General features: G+C 69.8%; 19 protein-coding genes. 9 read left to right on the top strand and 10 right to left on the bottom strand.

The window, feature by feature from the left end; all coding sequences use genetic code 11:
* Nucleotides 1-87 precede the first annotated feature (87 nt).
* Nucleotides 88-789: a helix-turn-helix transcriptional regulator gene (locus tag ACWEH3_RS21830; RefSeq protein WP_450014878.1), complete on the top strand. Its 702-nt coding sequence runs from the start codon at nucleotides 88-90 to the stop codon at nucleotides 787-789.
* 87 nt (nucleotides 790-876) lie between these two features.
* Here ACWEH3_RS21830 and ACWEH3_RS21825 read toward each other — a convergent pair whose 3' ends face one another.
* Nucleotides 877-1,539, bottom strand: a complete 663-nt coding sequence (locus ACWEH3_RS21825; RefSeq protein ID WP_450014877.1) for a TetR/AcrR family transcriptional regulator — start codon at nucleotides 1,537-1,539, stop codon at nucleotides 877-879.
* Between the two features lie 106 nt (nucleotides 1,540-1,645).
* Here ACWEH3_RS21825 and ACWEH3_RS21820 point away from each other — a divergent pair, with 106 nt between their 5' ends.
* From ACWEH3_RS21820 to ACWEH3_RS21805, 4 genes are read left to right on the top strand one after another with little or no spacing between them, the layout of a single operon-like run.
* Entirely contained in the window at nucleotides 1,646-2,521 is an 876-nt protein-coding gene (locus ACWEH3_RS21820) for a metal-dependent hydrolase (protein WP_356961934.1), read from the top strand.
* The gene (locus ACWEH3_RS21815; protein ID WP_450014876.1) at nucleotides 2,518-3,585 is read left to right on the top strand and encodes a PDR/VanB family oxidoreductase; all 1,068 of its coding nucleotides are present in this window, start codon (nucleotides 2,518-2,520) and stop codon (nucleotides 3,583-3,585) included. Before ACWEH3_RS21820 ends, ACWEH3_RS21815 begins: the two co-directional genes overlap by 4 nt.
* Nucleotides 3,586-3,623: 38 nt before the next feature.
* The gene (locus tag ACWEH3_RS21810) at nucleotides 3,624-5,096 is read left to right on the top strand and encodes a flavin-containing monooxygenase (protein ID WP_450014875.1); all 1,473 of its coding nucleotides are present in this window, start codon (nucleotides 3,624-3,626) and stop codon (nucleotides 5,094-5,096) included.
* 5 nt (nucleotides 5,097-5,101) lie between these two features.
* Nucleotides 5,102-6,013, top strand: coding sequence for a short-chain dehydrogenase/reductase (locus ACWEH3_RS21805; RefSeq protein WP_450014874.1), 912 nt, complete (start codon nucleotides 5,102-5,104; stop codon nucleotides 6,011-6,013).
* 13 nt (nucleotides 6,014-6,026) lie between these two features.
* Here the strand turns inward: ACWEH3_RS21805 and ACWEH3_RS21800 are convergent, their stop codons facing one another.
* Nucleotides 6,027-6,710, bottom strand: a complete 684-nt coding sequence (locus ACWEH3_RS21800) for a TetR/AcrR family transcriptional regulator (RefSeq protein WP_450014873.1) — start codon at nucleotides 6,708-6,710, stop codon at nucleotides 6,027-6,029.
* 144 nt (nucleotides 6,711-6,854) lie between these two features.
* Between ACWEH3_RS21800 and ACWEH3_RS21795 the strand changes: the two genes are divergently transcribed.
* Both ACWEH3_RS21795 and ACWEH3_RS21790 read left to right on the top strand, forming a co-directional pair.
* Nucleotides 6,855-8,426 carry a succinic semialdehyde dehydrogenase gene (locus tag ACWEH3_RS21795; protein ID WP_450014872.1) on the top strand — a complete coding sequence of 524 codons (1,572 nt, stop codon included), beginning with the start codon at nucleotides 6,855-6,857 and terminating at the stop codon, nucleotides 8,424-8,426.
* A 33-nt stretch (nucleotides 8,427-8,459) separates the two neighbouring features.
* On the top strand, nucleotides 8,460-9,290 hold the full coding sequence (locus tag ACWEH3_RS21790; protein ID WP_450014871.1) for an SDR family NAD(P)-dependent oxidoreductase: 831 nt from the start codon (nucleotides 8,460-8,462) through the stop codon (nucleotides 9,288-9,290).
* 36 nt (nucleotides 9,291-9,326) lie between these two features.
* On the opposite strand, the gene ACWEH3_RS21785 is transcribed toward ACWEH3_RS21790, so the two are convergent.
* The 3 genes from ACWEH3_RS21785 to ACWEH3_RS21775 all read right to left on the bottom strand — a co-directional run bounded on the left by ACWEH3_RS21785 (nucleotide 9,327) and on the right by ACWEH3_RS21775 (nucleotide 11,488).
* Nucleotides 9,327-10,130, bottom strand: coding sequence for a putative protein N(5)-glutamine methyltransferase (locus ACWEH3_RS21785; protein ID WP_450014870.1), 804 nt, complete (start codon nucleotides 10,128-10,130; stop codon nucleotides 9,327-9,329).
* A gap of 95 nt (nucleotides 10,131-10,225) precedes the next feature.
* Nucleotides 10,226-11,095, bottom strand: a complete 870-nt coding sequence (locus ACWEH3_RS21780) for an ElyC/SanA/YdcF family protein (RefSeq protein WP_450014869.1) — start codon at nucleotides 11,093-11,095, stop codon at nucleotides 10,226-10,228.
* Between the two features lie 51 nt (nucleotides 11,096-11,146).
* Complete coding sequence (locus tag ACWEH3_RS21775; RefSeq protein WP_450014868.1) at nucleotides 11,147-11,488, bottom strand: hypothetical protein; 342 nt, start codon at nucleotides 11,486-11,488, stop codon at nucleotides 11,147-11,149.
* Between the two features lie 67 nt (nucleotides 11,489-11,555).
* On the opposite strand from ACWEH3_RS21775, the gene ACWEH3_RS21770 reads away from it, so the two are divergent.
* Nucleotides 11,556-12,401 (top strand): bifunctional 5,10-methylenetetrahydrofolate dehydrogenase/5,10-methenyltetrahydrofolate cyclohydrolase, encoded by an 846-nt coding sequence (locus ACWEH3_RS21770; protein WP_450014867.1) that lies wholly within the window; start codon nucleotides 11,556-11,558, stop codon nucleotides 12,399-12,401.
* 167 nt (nucleotides 12,402-12,568) lie between these two features.
* Here the strand turns inward: ACWEH3_RS21770 and ACWEH3_RS21765 are convergent, their stop codons facing one another.
* The 4 genes from ACWEH3_RS21765 to ACWEH3_RS21750 all read right to left on the bottom strand — a co-directional run bounded on the left by ACWEH3_RS21765 (nucleotide 12,569) and on the right by ACWEH3_RS21750 (nucleotide 15,647).
* Nucleotides 12,569-13,306 (bottom strand): hypothetical protein, encoded by a 738-nt coding sequence (locus ACWEH3_RS21765; RefSeq protein ID WP_450014866.1) that lies wholly within the window; start codon nucleotides 13,304-13,306, stop codon nucleotides 12,569-12,571.
* Between the two features lie 265 nt (nucleotides 13,307-13,571).
* On the bottom strand, nucleotides 13,572-14,219 hold the full coding sequence (locus tag ACWEH3_RS21760; protein WP_450014865.1) for a nucleotidyltransferase domain-containing protein: 648 nt from the start codon (nucleotides 14,217-14,219) through the stop codon (nucleotides 13,572-13,574).
* 54 nt (nucleotides 14,220-14,273) lie between these two features.
* A complete protein-coding gene (locus ACWEH3_RS21755) occupies nucleotides 14,274-15,026 on the bottom strand; it encodes a L,D-transpeptidase (protein WP_450014864.1) in 753 nt (250 codons plus the stop codon).
* Nucleotides 15,027-15,212: 186 nt separating this feature from the next.
* Nucleotides 15,213-15,647 carry a winged helix-turn-helix transcriptional regulator gene (locus ACWEH3_RS21750; RefSeq protein ID WP_450014863.1) on the bottom strand — a complete coding sequence of 145 codons (435 nt, stop codon included), beginning with the start codon at nucleotides 15,645-15,647 and terminating at the stop codon, nucleotides 15,213-15,215.
* Between the two features lie 66 nt (nucleotides 15,648-15,713).
* Here ACWEH3_RS21750 and ACWEH3_RS21745 point away from each other — a divergent pair, with 66 nt between their 5' ends.
* The gene (locus ACWEH3_RS21745) at nucleotides 15,714-16,616 is read left to right on the top strand and encodes an NADP-dependent oxidoreductase (RefSeq protein WP_450014862.1); all 903 of its coding nucleotides are present in this window, start codon (nucleotides 15,714-15,716) and stop codon (nucleotides 16,614-16,616) included.
* A gap of 23 nt (nucleotides 16,617-16,639) precedes the next feature.
* On the opposite strand, the gene ACWEH3_RS21740 is transcribed toward ACWEH3_RS21745, so the two are convergent.
* Nucleotides 16,640-17,299 carry a cyclodeaminase/cyclohydrolase family protein gene (locus ACWEH3_RS21740; RefSeq protein WP_450014861.1) on the bottom strand — a complete coding sequence of 220 codons (660 nt, stop codon included), beginning with the start codon at nucleotides 17,297-17,299 and terminating at the stop codon, nucleotides 16,640-16,642.
* Nucleotides 17,300-17,359: the final 60 nt, after the last annotated feature.

The following is a 17,359-nucleotide window of genomic DNA, read 5'->3' as shown; positions in this document are numbered from 1 at the left end:
TGGTTAAATTGTCCGATGTGGTCAAGAGCTGGGCATATATCGCATCAAACTGATTTCAACCAGTGTGGTGAGTGCTATCGTGATCCTGTGACCAGCGATGCGGCGATCGGTGCAGTGGCCGCCCTCGATGACGAACTGCGGCGCGGGATGTATCGGTTCATCCGTCGCGCCCGTCGCCCGGTGACCCGGGACGAGGCCGCCGAGCAGGTCGGGATATCCCGCAAGCTGGCCGCGTTCCACCTGGACAAGCTCGTCGACGCCGGATTGCTGCGGGCCCGCTACGAGCAGGTCGGCGGCGTCCGGCGGGTCGGGCGCACGCCGAAGGTCTACGAGCCCGCCGACACCGAGGTCCAGGTCAGCATTCCTGAACGCCGTCACCAGGTGCTGGCAGAGATACTCGCCGGCGCCGTTCTCGCCGAGTCGGCCGAGGAGACCTCGCGGGAGGCCGCGATACGGATAGCCCGCGATCGCGGCGCCGAACACGGACAAGCGCTACGGCAACAGCTTCGGCCGGGACGCCTCGGCGCCGAACGTGCGCTGACCCTGCTGCAGTCGACGCTCACCGATCAAGGGTTCGAACCCGGCCGGGAAAGCGCGGGATGTCTGCGCCTGCGGAACTGCCCGTTCCACCCACTCGCGGCCAAGGCTCCGGACCTGGTGTGCGGAATCAACCACGCCTACCTGCGTGGCTTCCTGAACGGCCTGGAAGCGGACACTGTGACGGCAATGCTCGCGCCTGCGGCGGGCGAATGCTGCGTCGAGCTGCGTTCGACCGGCGGCCGCGTGTGATCGATCGCCGGCCAGGAGCGGCCGGTCGGCCACGTTCGGGTCGCGCCCGTCGAGCCGCATGGTCCGATCGGGCGCTCGGCGTCGGAGCTAGGCTTCGGTGCTCAGCGAGGAGCGCGCCGTGGCGATCCGTTCGAGCACGTCGGACGTGTGCGCGTCGAAACGCTCTCGGGGGACCTGGATCTCACCGTCGAGCCAGGGGCGATAGAGGTAGGCGAGCGCACCGAAGATGGCGCTGGCGTTGAGTTCGTGATCGTGCTCGTCGGGCATCGGCTCGGTGTAGTCGCCCGCGCTGATGACCAACGCGATCGGCGCGGTGAAAAGGCCGATGAGTTCATAGGCGCGCGGCAAGAGCACGGGCGTGGCCTGCGACTCGACGAACATGATCCGCCCGCGGCGGCGGTCCTCGAGCAGATAGTCGGTGAAGACGGCGACCATGTGGCGGAACATCGCGTCGCGTTCGACGGGTGCGTTGGGCAGCTCGTCCAGCAACCGGTCCCGCGCGCCGAGCACCACGGTGTCCAGCACGGTGGTCAGCAGCGCGTCCAGGTTCGGAAAGCTCTCGTAGAAGTAGCGCTCGGTGAGTCCGGCCTGTCGGCAGACACCTCGCATGGACGTCTCGGCCGCGCCCACGGTGGCCATCAATTCCGTGCACGCCTCGATCAGCTGTTCCCGGCGCGCGGCGACGCGATCGGCGGGGGATTGCCCGCGCCAGCGGCGCATGCCAGGAATCGACCCGTCGGCTTCGTCCATGGCCGTCATCCTCTCATAGCGGCCGAATTGACATCATGTGATGTTGACAGCATGTGATGTCAACAATACATTGCGAAGACCACCGATCGATCACGAGGGGTGCGAGATGGGTTCTGCCGTATATGCCGACCAGACACACGCCATCAACGCGCGGGCCGTGGAGTTCGACTTCGCCACGGTGCCGATGCATTACATCCCCGGCGAGGCGATGGCCACCCACATCATCAACGTGATGCACCTGGTGCTGCCCGAAGGCGAGCGCGCGATGGCGCAGGCGCTGGCCGAGGCACTGCCGCTGATCGACGACGAGCGGTTACGCGAGGAAGTCCGCGGCTTCATCGGCCAGGAATCCATGCACGCCAGTTCGCACGAGAAGGCGCGTGAACAGTTGGAGCGGCTCGGCCTGGAGGTCGGCCCGATGGTCGACCGGGTCACCTGGCTGGTCGACCGGATACTCGGCGACCACGGACTGTCCGGCCGGGCCAAGCGGGAGTGGTTGTGCGAGCGGCTGGCGTTGTTCGCGGGCATGGAGCACTACACCGCGGTCATCGGGGAGTGGCTGCTCACCAACGACAAGCTCGAGGCCAAGGGCATGCACCCGGCGATGCTGGATCTGATCCGCTGGCACGGCGCGGAGGAGGTCGAGCATCGCAGCGTCGTCTACGACGCGTACATGCACGTCGACGGCGGATACGCGCGCAAGGCGCGGCAGGCGCTGCTGGCCAGCGCGGGCTTGCTCGTGTTGTTCGTCATCTCCGGGGGCTACCTGTTCCACAAGGACCCGTCGAAGCACAAAGGCCGATTCTGGCCACTCCAAATGGCCAGCGCCTCGGTACGCGGCGTGGTGCCGAGCTTCACGACCTTCTTCACCGAGATCCCGCGTTACCTGCGGCCGGGCTTCCACCCGTCGCAGCTCGGCCCGATGGACAACGCCCTGCGTTACCTCGCGCAGTCGCCCGCGGCACGGGCGGCGCGCGGGTGACCGCCGTCGAGCGGTTCCAGCCGGGGCCCGCGCTGCGCCTGATCGGCTCGGCGGCCGACGCCTACAAGCGGCTGTTCGTGGAAGGCGACGCCGCGCGACTGCTCTCGCGCCCGGATCCGGTCCGCCGCACCGGCTACGAATTCGAGGTGGTCGTCGACCGGATCGGCCAGGAGGCCGACGGTGTGGTGAGCTTGTGGCTGCGCCACCCCGACGGCGGCCCGCTGCCCGCGTGGACGCCCGGCGCGCATCTGGACGTCTTCCTGCCGTCCGGTCGCCAGCGGCAGTATTCGCTCACCAACGACCCCGCCGACCGCGGGTTCTACCGCATCGCCGTCCGTTTCATCGCCGACGGCGAGGGCGGCTCCGCGGAGATCCATCGGGATCTGCGGGTGGGTGACCGCCTGGGCGTGCGCGGGCCGCGCAACGCGTTCCCCTTCGTCGCCGCGCCGTGTTATCTGTTCGTCGCGGGCGGCATCGGGATCACGCCGATCCTGCCCATGGTCGCCGCGGCCGAGCGTGCCGGGGTGCCGTGGCGGTTGATGTACCTGGGCCGCTCCAGGACGCGCATGCCGTTCCTGTACGACTTGGCCCGCTACACCGGCGGTGACGTGGTGGTGCGGCCGGACGACGAGTTCGGCGTACCCGACGCGCGGATGATCTTCGAGCAGACGCCGCCCGGCGCCGCGGTCTACGTCTGCGGGCCGCCGCCGCTGGCCGAGGCCGCGCGCGGGGTGCTCGCGCTGCACGATCCCTCGGCCTCGCTGCACACCGAGCGGTTCTCGCCGCTGCCCGTGCGGGACGGGGAGCCGTTCCGGATCAGATTGCGTCGCAGCGGGTTCGACGTGCAGGTCGCCGCCGACGAGTCCGCGCTCAGCGCGATCCGCCGCGTGCTGCCCGGCGTGGCCTACTCCTGCGGGCAGGGTTTCTGTGGCACCTGCAAGACCCGGGTGCTCGCGGGCGCGGTGGAGCACCGGGACCGGTCGCTGCTCGAGTCCGAGCGCGCGGAGGCGATGCTGACCTGCGTCTCCCGCGCGCACGGCGGCGAACTCGAACTGGATCTGTGAACTCGCCGGGCAACGTCGCCCGCGAGTGGGAGGAGGACATGGCAGTGGCTGCGCAGCCGGAGCACGTCCCGATCGCGGTGATCGGAGCCGGGATAGCCGGAATCGGTCTGGCGGTCGCGCTGCGCGAGGCGGGTATCGAGGATTTCGTGCTGCTCGAGCGCGCGGACGATCTCGGTGGCACCTGGCGGGCGAACACCTATCCGGGCTGTGCCTGCGACGTGCCCTCGCATCTGTATTCGTACTCCTTCGCGCCCAATCCGGATTGGTCGCGCACCTACGGGTCGCAGCCGGAGATCCTCGCCTACCTCCGCTCGGTCGCGACGCGCCACGGCGTGGTGCGCCACATGCGGTTCGGCGTCGAACTGCTCGAGGCGCGCTGGGACGAAGCGGCCACGCGGTGGCGGCTGTGCACCGATCGCGGCGATCTGACCGCGGACGTACTGGTCTGCGCCGTCGGTCCGTTCAGCGAGGCGCGGATCCCGCGGCTGCCGGGCGCGGAGACCTTCGAAGGGGCGCAATTCCATTCGCTGCACTGGGACCACGAGCACGATCTCACCGGCGGGCGCGTCGCGGTGATCGGCACGGGCGCGTCGGCCGTGCAGTTCATCCCCGAGATCCAGCCGCTGGTGGGCGAATTGACCGTGTTCCAGCGTTCGGCGCCGTGGATCGTGTCGCGGTTGGATCGCCGCACGCTGCCCGCCGAACGTGCGCTGTTGCGCCGGGTGCCTGCGCTCGGCCGCGCGCTGCGCGGCCTGTACTACACCGGCATCGAAGGGTTCGGCCTGGTCGGCTTCGTGGACAAGCGATTCCGCCATCCGTACGAGGCGCTCGGCAGACTCCAGCTGCTGCGTCAGGTTCGCGATCCCGAGCTGCGGCGCAAACTCACCCCCGACTACGTGATCGGATGCAAGCGGGCGATCTTCTCCGACGCCTACTATCCGGCGCTGACCCAACCGAACGTCGAGGTGGTGACCGAGGGCATCCGAGAGATCCGCGCCGGGTCGATCGTCACCGCCGACGGCGCGGAGCGCCCTGTGGACACGATCATCTGGGGTACCGGATTCGGTGTTCCCCCCGCCGTTTTCGATCGGGTGCACGGAATCGGCGGGCGCTCCATCGGTGAGCGGTACCGGGAGCGGCCGAGCAGTTACCTCGGCACGACCATGGCCGGGTTCCCGAACTTCTTCTGCACGCTGGGTCCGTTCGGGGCGGCGGGCAATCAGTCCGCCATCTATATGATCGAGGCGCAGGTGCGCTATATCGTCGATGCCGTGACCACCATGCGTGCGCAGAACATCCAGCGGATCGATGTGCGCGAGGAGGTGCAGCGTGCCTTCCTCGACGAGGTGACCGAGCGCAGCCGCGACACCGCTTGGCTGACCGGGGGTTGCCGCAGCTACTACCAGACCGCCGACGGCGGCAACGCGGGGCTGTACCCGAACTGGAGCTTCGAATATCGCAGGCGAACAAGCCGTTTCGATCACGAGTCCTACCGGCTGCGGGCGGGGTGAGCGCCGTGGTCGTCGACCTGCTGCGTCAGCTGCTTTCCTCGCCCGCCGAGCGCCCCTTCGACGTCCGCGACCGGGTCGTGGTGATCACCGGCGCGGGCACCGGCATCGGCCGGGCGCTGGCCGAAAAGCTCTACGCCTCAGGCGCTTCGGTGGCGCTGATCGATATCGACGAGGCCGCCGCCGCGGCCGTCGGGCGCTCGATGGGGGAGCGCGCGCTGGTCGTGCGCGCGGACGTCTCCGATCGAATCGGAATGCGCGAAGCCATCTCCCGGGTGCGCGAGCGGTTCGGACGGATCGATGTCGTGGTGGCCAACGCGGGCGTGGTGCCCGAGCCCGCGACCATCCGGACGATGAATCCCGGCGACTTCGATCGGGTCATCGGGATCAACGTGACCGGCGTGTTCAACACTGTGCATCCGGCGCTGGACGACGTCGTCGCCGCGAAAGGGCATGTGGTGGTGGTGTCCTCCGCCGCGGCGTTCGCACCGGGCATGGCCGGTTCGCCCTACATGGTCAGCAAGGCCGCCGTCGAGCAGTTCGGGCGGGCGCTGCGGGTGGAGCTGGCCGCGGTCGGCGCGACCGCGGGCGTGGCGTACTTCGGCATCGTCGACACCGCGATGACCCACGGCACCCTCGACGAAGACGATCTGGGCGCCGATCTGGGCGCTTTGCTGCCGTGGCCGCTCAACCTGCGCATCACCGTGCGCGACGCGGCGGAATCCATCGCCGACGGCATCGCCCGTCGCGCCGCGCGCACCATCGCGCCGCCGCAGTGGGAGCCCTACGCGTTGTTCCGCGGCGCGATCAACGTGGTGCTGGACAGCAGGCTGGCCCGGGACCCGCGCGTGCACGATCTGATCCACCGGGTCGAACAGCGCGTCCTCGACAGCCACCCCGTCACCCCGGTTCCGCGCTGACGCGCGGGCCGGGCTATGGCTCGGCGGGGAAGATCGTGGGCAGCGTCAGCGCGTATTCCACATCGGCCCGCGTGCCGAGCGTCGTGAGCAGCACCCGGATCATGGTCAGGCGTGCCGCGGCGACCGTGTCCGCGTCCGGCTCGGCGCCGGGTGCGGTACCGGCGGAGATCCGGTAGACCACGTACTCGCACAAATGCAGCGCGGCGTCCAGGTCCAGCGGACTCGGCACCGGGCGGCCCAGCCCGGCGAACGTCTCGCGCACCAGCGCGCGGATGTCGTCGAGCGCGCGCTCCCGGTACACCGACACCGGCGAGCCCGGATCGTGCAACTCGGCGAACAGTGGCCGCAGCATGGGACCGTGCCCGCGCGCCCAGTCCAGGTAGGCGTCGATCAATCGGATGCCGAGCTCGACCGGCTCGTCGGTGCCGGTCAGCGCCGTACGAATGCCGCCGACCAATCCCTCGTTCGAACTGTCCAGCACCGCGAGCAGCGGTTCGTTCGCGTTGGCGAAGTAGCGGTAGAAGGTCGGCCGCGCCAACCCGGCCTGCTCGATGATCTGCGCGACGCTCAGCCCGCGGGAACCGGTGCGGGTGAACACTTCCGCCGTCGCAAGCACGATCCGGGCGCGCACCTCTTCGGCCTGTTCCGGGGTCTGCGGCGGTCTGCCGCGCCGCGCGGCCGACGTCTCAGCGGGCATGGTGCCACCTCACAAAGCGGCCCCCGGGATACCTGTGCGCCACGACGAACAGCTTGACACGAGCAGTGACATAGACATTAATCTAACACCACTGTTCATTTAATAGGGCGGGCACGCGGCCCACCGTTCTCGAGAGGGCCGAACATGACCACCGCCTCCCACCCGGTCACCGCCGACGCGCTGCCCTCCGCGCTGGTGCGGCCGTTGCTCGCGCACGCCGTCGCGGGCGGCGCCCCCGCGGTCGAAGTGTTCGCGCCCGCGACCGGCGCGAAGATCGCCGACCTGCCGCAGTCCTCCACCGGCGACATCGAGACCGCGTTCGCCACCGCCCGCGAAGCGCAGCGCCAGTGGGCGCGGCGTCCGGTGCGGGAAAGGGTCGCGGTGCTGCGCCGGTTCCACGACATCGTGCTGACCGAGCAGGACACCATCCTGGACATCGTGCAGACCGAGACGGGCAAGGCACGGGCGCATGCCTTCGACGAGGTCGGCGACGTGGCCGTGAACGCGAGGTACTACGCCTCGGTGGCCGGGCGGCTGCTGGCCACCCGCAAGCCGCGCGGAGTGCTGCCCGTGCTCACCCAGGTCGACGTGCTGCACCGGCCCAAGGGCGTGGTGGCGGTGATCTCGCCCTGGAACTACCCGTTGGCACTGGCCGTCTCCGACGCGTTGCCCGCCCTCGTCGCGGGCAACGCGGTGGTGGCGCGCCCGGACAACCAGACCGCGCTCACCGTGCTGTGGGCCATCGATGCCGCCGTGCGCGCCGGACTGCCGCGTGGGCTCTGGCAGGCGGTGCTCGGCCGCGGTTCGGTGATCGGCGGCGACGTGATCGCCCGCGCCGACTACGTCGACTACACCGGCTCCAGCGCCACCGGGCGCACCATCGCCCAGCAGGCGGGCGAGCGGCTGATCGGCTACTCCCTCGAACTGGGTGGCAAGAACCCGCTGCTGGTGCTCGCTGACGCGGACGTCTCCCGTGCCGCCAAGATCGCCATCCGCGCCTGCTTCGCCTCGGCCGGGCAGCTGTGCGAGTCGATGGAACGGATCTACGTACACGACAGCGTCTATGACCGCTTCGTCGCCGAATTCGTCGGGCACGTCGAGGCCATCGAACTCGGCGGCGGGCTGAACTACGACAGCGACATGGGTTCGCTGACCTTCCAGCGTCAGCTGGACACGGTGCTGGCGCACGTGAACGACGCGGTGGCCAAGGGCGCCACGGTGCTGGCGGGCGGTCGCGCGCGCCCGGACCTCGGCCCGTACTTCTACGAGCCCACCGTGCTGGCGGGCGTGCGGCCGGGCATGACGGTGCATCGGGAGGAGACCTTCGGGCCCGTGGTCTCGATCTACCGCGTGAGCAGTGACGACGATGCCGTTGCGCAGGCCAATGACACCGCCTACGGCCTCAACGCCAGCGTCTGGACCAAGGACACCGCCCGCGGCCGTGCGGTGGCGGCGCGGATCAACGCGGGCTCGGTGAACGTCAACGAGGGCTTCATCGCCGCGTGGGGCAGCGCCGACGCGCCGTCGGGTGGGCTCGGCATCTCCGGCACGGGGCGCAGGCACGGTCCCGAAGGCCTGCTCAAGTACATCGACACCCAGACCATCGCGGTGCAGCGGGTGCTGCCCATCGCGCCGCTGCCCGGCATGTCCGAAGCGCTCTGGGCCAAGACCATGACGCTGTACTTCGGCGTCATGAAATCGCTTCGGCAGAAGTAATTCGCAGGACTCACGGATCAGGAAGCGGTACGGATGAAACTGGACACGGTGGCGGGCAAGAGGGTCCTGGTCACGGGGGCCGCGATGGGCCTGGGCAAGCTGTTCGCCGAGCGTGCGGTCCGCGAAGGCGCGGCGGCGGTGGTGCTGTGGGACATCAACGAGGCCGCGCTGAAGGAGACCGCCGCCGAGCTGACCGGCCGCGGCAGCGCCGTGCATCATCACGTGGTCGACGTGGCCTCGGCCGAGGCGATCACCGAGGCGGCGGCGAGCGTGCGCGAACAGGTCGGCGGCATCGACATCCTGGTCAACAACGCGGGCATCGTGCGCGGCAACGGCTACTTCTGGGAAACCGGCAACCGCGCCGACATCGACAAGACGATGGCGATCAATTCGCTCGGCCCGATGTACGTCACGCTCGAATTCCTGCCCGCGATGGTCGCCGGATCCACCGAGGCGCGAGTGCTGACCATCGCGTCCTCGGCGGGCCTGGTGTCCAACCCGCGCATGAGCGTCTACGCCGCGTCCAAGTGGGCGGCGCTCGGCTGGTCGGACTCCGTGCGCATCGAGCTGGAACAGGCCGGCCACGACCACGTGAAGATCACCACGGTGTGCCCGACCTACATCAACACCGGAATGTTCGAGGGCGTCAAGGGATTCCTGTTCACGCCGATCCTGGACCAGCAGAAGGTAGTCGACACCTCGTGGCGGGAGATGAAGAACGGCACCCCGCTGCTCGTACTGCCGTGGACCTCACGCTTGAACAAGGCGCTCTCCGGTCTGCTGCCGATCAAGCTGCGTGACCTGTTCCTCGACACCGTCGGCGTCTACCACTCGATGGACGAGTTCACCGGCCGCAAGAAGTAGCGCGGCGTCGGGTCGGCGCAGGGCGATGCGTCCTCGTCACCGGGGACGGGTGCCGATGACCACGGTCGCGTAGTGCTCGTCCGACTCGGCGACGCGCCCGGCGAGGCCGTGCTCGGCCAGGACGCCGAGCGCGATCGGCGCTTGGTCCTCGCTGGACTCGACGAGCAGTTGTCCGCCCGGGGCCAGCCACTCGGCAGCATCGGCCGCGACCCGGCGGAAGACATCCAATCCGTCCGGGCCGCCGTCGAGCGCGGTGCGCGGCTCGTGATCGCGTGCCTCCGGTGGCATCCGCGCGATCATCTCCGAGGGGACGTAGGGGGTGTTGCAGAGCAGGACGTCGACGCAGCCGCGCAATTCCTCCGGCAAGGGCTCGAAGAGGTCCCCTTCGTAGACCGGAGCGCCGAGCGGGGTGAGGTTGCGGCGGGCGCACGCGACCGCGACCGAATCGATGTCGGCGGCCGCCAGCGTGATCGAGCGGCCCGCGTCGGCGGCGGCCCGCGCCGCAGCGAGGCCGAGGGCGCCCGAGCCACAGCACAGATCGACCACCACCGGGTGGCCGGTGCGGTCGCGGATCAACTCGACCGCAAGATCGACGAGGAACGCGGTGCGCTGCCGCGGCACGAAGACGCCGGGCGACACCGCGACCCGCAGTCCGTGGAACTCCGCCCAGCCGAGCAGGTGCTCGAGCGGACTGCCGGTGACGCGCCGGGCGAGCAGCGATTCCAGGGGCACACCGGTCTCCGCGGCGGCGGCCGTGAGCAGCCGCGCCTCGTCCTCGGCGAACACGCAGCCCGCCGCCCGGAGCCGAGCCACCACATCGGTACTTCCCGCTGACGTCACCGGGCCATCCTGCCGCGCGCACGCGTGACGCCGCCAACGGATTTCCCCGGGCGATCGGGACCGGCGTTTCGGGCGCGGGTCCCGATCGCCCGGAGTCAGCGTGCCGTGTCGAGCTGGAAGGTGCGGGTGGCGTCGAGGTAGATGCCGCGCTGGCCCGCCCGGCCCGGCGGCGGCAGTTGCGAGACCAGCTGTTCGAGCGAGGTCGTCGCGCCGACGACCCTGGTGCCCGCGACGATGAAATCAGCCACGGCACGGCGGATGTGATTGGGCGAGGTGACCACGATCGCGCTCGTCGCGCCCACGTCCCGCAGCAGCCTCGTGCTGAACAAAGCGTTCTGCACGGTCGAGCCCGCGCGGCTCTCCACGTGGACGCGCGTTGGCGGCACGCCGTGGGTGACCAGCCAGTCGCGCATGGCCTCGGCCTCGGTGATGCCGTTCTGCGGATTGCCGCCGGTGACGACGATCGGCGACAACGGCGCGGCGATCGACTGCAACCAGGCCGCGGTGAGCCGGTTCACCAGCTCGGGACGCAGCGCCCCGTCCGGGAGCAGGCCGTAGCCGAGCACGACGATGCCGGTCTGCGGCCCCGCCAGCGCGGGCAGCGGGTTCGGCAGGGTGCCCACCGCGGCGCGGATGGCGCCGAGCACGTTGTCGGTGCCCTGTGCCAAGCCCGGATCAACCGCGTGCAGCCGGGCCATGGCGTCCACCAGCGCGGGCAGGTCACCGGCGTAGTCCGACCAGATCGCCTGCAGCGCCAGCGCTTCGGCGTCGGCGGGGTCGGCGCCGATCAGATTGCGCAGGTCGGCGCGGCCCGCGTTGTCGTCGCCGTTGGCGAAGTGCCGCTGGGCGGAGTTGTAGAGGGCGTCCGTTTCCGGCGCGGCGTGCGCGGGGACCCCGGCGAGCCCGGTGAGCGAGAACGCGGCGAACGCCGCCGCGACGAGAGATTTCCAATGCCTCGAGATCATCACTACAGTCGTCACCTTTCCGCTGCGGGACGGGTTGGCACGTGCTAGCAGTTAGCTGGGGCAAGCAGGAATTACCATACGGCCGAAGTTCCCGGTGATCCGGCAATTGGCGAACGGGTCATGCGCCGCCGTCATGGCTGCGTGTGCTCGGCGGAACGACAGGTCGCGAAATCCGCTGCCGGCGATCTTCGATGCCGAGTCGGCACAGTCATCTTCGCTCGGTACCACGAAGACGTTCAGTTCGGCGCACGGCGGCCTGCCCTGCCAATGCTCGTCCGCGTCGCTCTGCTCGGCCCTGCCGGCCCGGTGGTGGACGAGTGCCTTCCGGCGTGTCGGAACGGTCTTCGTTCGATTCGCCGAGCGTCCGCCCGCGGTCCGGCGTTCGATTGCCATGCATTAGCTCAACTCGACGTGGGCGCGGGAGGGATTCGTCCGGCCGCGCCCGTTAGGCTGTGTCAACGTGGATACCGTTTCGCTGTCCGGCAAGGAACTCGCCGCCGCCATCAACGCCGACACCAAGGCCCGCGCCGCCGCGCGCACCGAAGGCGGCGCCGCCCCGCGTCTTGCTCTGGTCGTGGCGAACGACGACCCTGCGAGCGCGTGGTATGTGAACTCACTTCGCAAAGCGGCCGAACGACTCGGAATCGCTTGCGACACGGTCGATCTGGGGGCAGCGGCCGGTGCGGCGGAGATCCGTGCCGAGCTCGCCGCGCGCGGTGTGGATCCGGCGACCGACGCGATCATGCTGCAGACCCCTCTCCCGAAGGGCGTCACCCTCGACGACGTGAGTTCCGCGATCGTCGCGTCCAAGGACGTCGACGGCGTCAGCCCGCTGTCGCTCGGCCTGTTGGCGGCCGGGCTGGACGGCTTCGTCCCCGCCACCTCCGAGGCCGTGGTCGAACTGCTCGAACACCACCAGATCCCGCTGGCAGGCCGCCACGTCGCGGTCGTCGGCCGGTCGAACGTCGTCGGGAAGCCCCTCGCTCAGCTGCTGCTGGCGAAGGACGCGACCGTCACGGTGTGCCATTCCCGCACCGCCGACCTCGCCGCGGTCACCGCCGCCGCCGACATCGTCGTCGCCGCGGCGGGCCGCATCGGCCTGATCTCCGGCAAGCACGTCCGGGAGGGCGCGGTGGTCATCGACGTCGGCACCAACGAGGCCCCCGACGGCAAGATCGTCGGCGATGTCGACGCTGACTCGGTACGCGGCAAGGCCGCCGGGCTCAGTCCCGTCCCCGGCGGCGTGGGCCCGGTCACCACAGCCCTCCTCATGCGCCACGTGGTCACCGCCGCCGAATCCGACTGAGCGGGCGCTCGCGCCTGCGGAGAGCTGCCTGATGGGTGCGGTCGGACGTAGTCCGTCGTCAGCCCACGCCTGGCCGGAGCGAAGGCGGAGGACGCAGCTTGCGCATGGCCGGAGCGAAGGCGGAGGTACGCAGTACGCGCATGGCCGGAGCGAAGGCGGAGGTACGCCTAACCGCGGGCGATGGCGCTGATGAGAGTGCGCTCGCCGTCCTTGGTGGTGGTGACGATCTGCGGATTGTAGGTCACCGGTTGCTGTCCTGGGCGGTGCTCGGTGATCACCACGATGTACTGGCCCGCGAAGGCGCCGGGACTGATCGCGACACAGTGGGTGGTGCCCGTGGGAATGCTGTCGATGCCGCGCTGGATCGCGTCGGCTGCTTGTACGGCGGCGTCCGCGGTGGTGGTGGCGCGGACCTGCTCGCCGGACCGGTCCACGTAATAGGCGTGCTGGAAAGCGAAGATCACCGCGGGACCGGAGTCGAAACCGCCGACGCCGTTGCCCTGGATCCGGTTGCCCACCCGCTCGGCGGGGCACTGCGCGGTCGGTGCGGCGGGCGCGGTGGCCTGCGCGGACGGAGCCGGTGCGGCGGCCTGCCGATCGGGACCGCCGGTCCCGACCAGCACATAGGCCACGAGGGCCAGCGCGGCGATACCGAGTATGCCGAGCAGTGGTACCGCCCATCGCCGTGCCGCACGCGGCGCGGGCGAGCGGTCGATCAGCCCGGCGAATTGGTCCTCGTACGGGTCCGTCTCGGGTTCCGGCGGCTGCCCGGGTTCGGACGGCGGCACGGGCGGCCGATCCACCCACGCGGCCCACTCGCCGCGGTAGTCCTCGCCGGACGGTGCCTGTACCGGCCGTTCGGCGCCGTACGGATGCCCCCGGTCGTAACCGGGTCGTGCGCTCATCTCCGGTCGATCCATCGCCCCACCCTTCATCAGGTCCCCGTCAGATTAACCGCATCGTCCCGAGGCGGGAACGCCCTGCCGCGTTCACAATTGAGCCGTCCCGCCCCCTGGAGGGTACCGCCCGGTACGTCGATCCGGCGCACGTGTGCCGCGCCATCCCCGCCCGGCTCGCTGATTCGCGCCGACCGCGACCGAGTCGCGCAACGCCGTTCCGCGGCGCCGAAAGTGCGGGCGCCGTTGCCCGAGAAGCCTTCGGGAAGCGGCACTACCGCAGTAGATCCAGCCATTCGTGCTCGGGATAGTGGTCGGTCACGTAGGTCCGCACCACCGCGCGCTGTGCGGCGCTCAGCTCCGGCCAGGTCCGCTCGAGATCCACGCGGTCTTTCGGCCTGCGCTGCTTGGCCTCGAAGATCAGCACCAGCTCCGGGTTGAGGTATCGGATGCCGTCGTCGGCGATCCAGGTCACCTCGTCGAGCGGTGCGACCATGGAGCGATCGCGCCGGTTGACCCATGCCCCGTCCTGTCCCGGATTCAGCAGAAGGTCGATCAGCCACGGGGATCGCGCGTTCGCGCGCAGCCACACTTGATCGGCGCTCTCGGCTACGTCGGGGCAGCGCTCGTCGACGGGGCGGATGCCGTCCGGGCCCGCCGACCAGATGTGCAGGCGGCCGCGCGCGGCGGTGCGCAGGGCGGGCAGATCGGCACGGAACATGGCCACGTCCACGTCGCTGTGCCGCCGCCGGGTGCCGGTGCAGGCGTCGATCGCCCAGCCTCCCGCGATCCACCAGGGAGCGTCGATGTCGCCGAGTATCTCGCCGACATCGCCCGGCGTGACGAATGCCCACGGGCCCCAAAGGTCCTGGAAATCGGCTTCTTTCGCGTCACGAGGCGGTGGGATCGGAAACTCGCGCAACGGTGGCCCTCCCTCGGGTACGTCTTCCGAACGCTACTCGGAGGAGGGCGCCGTTCACCAGTGCGTGATGACCGGGTCGCCGACGCCGATCGTGTGATAGACCCATTCGGCGTCGTCGCGAGCGAGGTTGATGCAGCCGTGGCTCACGTTCGAGTAACCTTGCTGGTCCACCGACCACGGAGCCGAGTGGATGAAAACACCGCCCCACGTGAGCCGTTCGGCGAACTCGCCGTTGATGATGTAGCCCTCCGGCGAACTCAGCGGAATGCCGATGGTGCGGGAGTCGAACACGACGGACCGGAATTTCTCCAGAACCGGCCATGTGCCGGTGGGCGTTTCGTATCCGGGCTTGCCCATCGAGGCGGGCATCGTCCGGACGACGGTGCCGCCGACGGTGAGCGTGAACGTGTGCGCCGACATGTTCGCTTCGCCGAAAACGCCTGCGTTGGTGGTGAATTCCGTGCGCACGCCGCCGACCGAGACGAGGATGTTCGAACCGGCGGGTAGGAACCCGCTGGGCGTCCACGTCACTTCGCGATCGTCGGTCCACGCGAATGTGCCCGGCAGTGGCCGGGTCGTTCTGATGTCGATGGATTGTTCCGTCTGCGCGCGATTCGCGACAGGTGCGGCGAAACGAACGGTCACGGGCTGGGCCACGCCCACCACCTGGCCGTTCGAGGGTCCGATCGCCGCCACCGCGGGCGTCGACGGCTTTCCGATCATCGTCGCTGTCGCCGCGCCCGACCCGAACGCGGCAAGTGCCACGATCACGGTCGCGAGGAACAGGTACCGAATGGCGCTCCTCATGGCGTCCACCCCTTCGAGCTGGTGTGGTAGGCAAGAGACAGTCTAAGCCCCCATGATCAACTCGGCCACGGATAGAACTTGGTCCGTGGTCCAGTTGTGATCGGGGACACGCCCACCACGGAGCGCTTACCCCGCGCGGTCGCGTCGAAACGGGCACACATACCGGTACCAGGGCTCCGGCTAGGGTCAGCGCGCGCCGCCGACGGGCAGCGGTTCCGGCGCGGCTGCCGCTCGCGCGTCGAAATCCGCTCGGGCGGCGAGGATCCGGTCCTGGTGCTCGACGGCCCAGATGCCCATGGCATGCGTGATCGCGCCGATGCTCGCGCCGAGTTCGGTGAGCGAGTACTCCACGCGGGGCGGCACCGTGGGGTAGACCGCGCGGTGCACCAGCCCCTCGCGCTCCAGGTCGCGCAGCGTGCGGGTGAGCATCTTCTGGGTGATGCCGTCCAGGCGGCGGCGCAGCTCGTTGAAGCGGATCGGCCCGCCATGGCCCCGCAGCACGCCGAGCACGAGCATCACCCATTTGTCGGCGAGCACGGTCAGTACTTCTCGTGCGGGGCAGTGGTGCAAGTAGTTGTCGACCAGGCTACCGGCCGCGGGCCGGTCACAGACAGTATCCATTGGGTACCTCGGTATCAAGAAGGTGCCTTCTTTCCGAAAGATACCACGGGTGGCCAGAATCGGTGCATGCTCGCAATCACGCAATACGCGTTCGGTGGCCCGGAAGTGCTCCAAGTGGTCGAGGTGGATCGGCCGCGGCCAGGTCCGGGGGAGGTGCTGGTGCGGGTCGCCGCGACCAGCGTCAACGCCGCCGACTGGAAGGTGCGCGCCGGACTGGTCGGAAAGCTCGGCGACCCACCGCTGACGCTGGGGCTCGACGTGTCGGGTGTCGTGGCCGAACTCGGACCCGGTGTGGACCGGTTCGCGGTCGGTGATCCGGTGTACGGCATGGTCTTCGGCGGCGCGAACGCGGAATACGTTGTGGCGCAAGCGCACGCCTTGGCACCGAAGCCGAGGAGCCTCGACCTGGTGCACGCCGCGGCACTGCCGACGGCGGCGCTGACCGCGTGGCAGGCACTGGCCGCTCTGGGGGCGGGGCAACGCCTGCTGGTGCACGCGGCCGCGGGAGGCGTGGGGCATCTGGCGGTGCAGATAGCCCGGCATCGCGGCGCGTACGTTATCGGCACCGCACGCGCGGTCAACCACGAATACCTGCGCGAACTCGGCGCCGACGAGGTGATCGACTACACCGCGGTCGATTTCGGCGCTGCGGTGCGCGACGTCGACGTTGTGCTCGACCTGGTCGGCGGTGCGTACGGTTCTCGCTCGGTCCCGGTGCTCCGGCCCGACGGCAGGTTGATCGACACCCAGGGCTCGGATGCGGAAGCCGATCCGCGTTACGAGCGGTTCTATGTCGAACCGTCCGGGGTATCGCTGCGCGAGATCACCACGATGGTCGAGCGCGGTCATCTGCGCGCGACCATCGACCAAGTGCTACCGCTCGCGGATGCCGCGAAGGCGCACGAGCTCAGCGAATCCGGACGGGTGCGCGGCAAGATCGTGCTGGTCGCTTGGAACCCGCCCGCCTGACGGAGCCGGGCCGCGCGAGCGAGTCAGCGGCGAACGGCGTGCACGACGTCGGCGTGCAGGGCGTCCGCCCGCGCGGTGAGCTCGTCGATCCGCACCAGGACCGCGGCGAACCGGTCGCCCTCGGCGGCGGGCAGCGATGCCACGTTGATCTCGATGTTGAGCTGCGAGGAGGTCGCGGCGGCGCGGCAGGCGTCGGCGGCCGCGCCGATGTCGGTGACTACGTTCGGATTCCCGATCGGGAACAGCTCCGCCGCCAGCGACAGCACCTCGTCCGCCTCGTCGACGACGGCGGCGGGCACGCGGGCGGCCTCGATCAGCGCGGCGTTGATCGCCGCGGTGCGGGCGGCGAGGTCCTCCGGGGTGTCCTTGGGCAGCTTGTAGGCGGCGCCGACAGCCGTGAACGCGGCGGCGTCGGCGTCGGCCAGCGCGAGAGCGCGCTCGCGGGCCGCGTCGGCGGCCTCGATGATCCGATCGACCACCGGCCGGTTCTCGGCGTCCTTGGCGCGGGTGGTGTAGCGCGCGACCATCGCGACGAGCGCGGCGGCCTGCGCGGCGTGCAGCGCGGCTACCGCGCCGCCGCCCGGCGCGGGAATCTTGGCGGCCAGATCGCTCAGATACTGCGCCAGGGCGGCCCCGCCGAAGGACGGCGCAGTTTCCGTGGACGACGAGCTGGTCTGCGACACGAGGGTGTTGCCTTTCGTTTACGGCGAGGATGGTCTACGAGTAGACGCTACCCCGTGACG

It is taken from the genome of Nocardia sp. NPDC004718, assembly GCF_053601535.1.
This window is presented reverse-complemented; position numbering and strand designations above follow the sequence as displayed.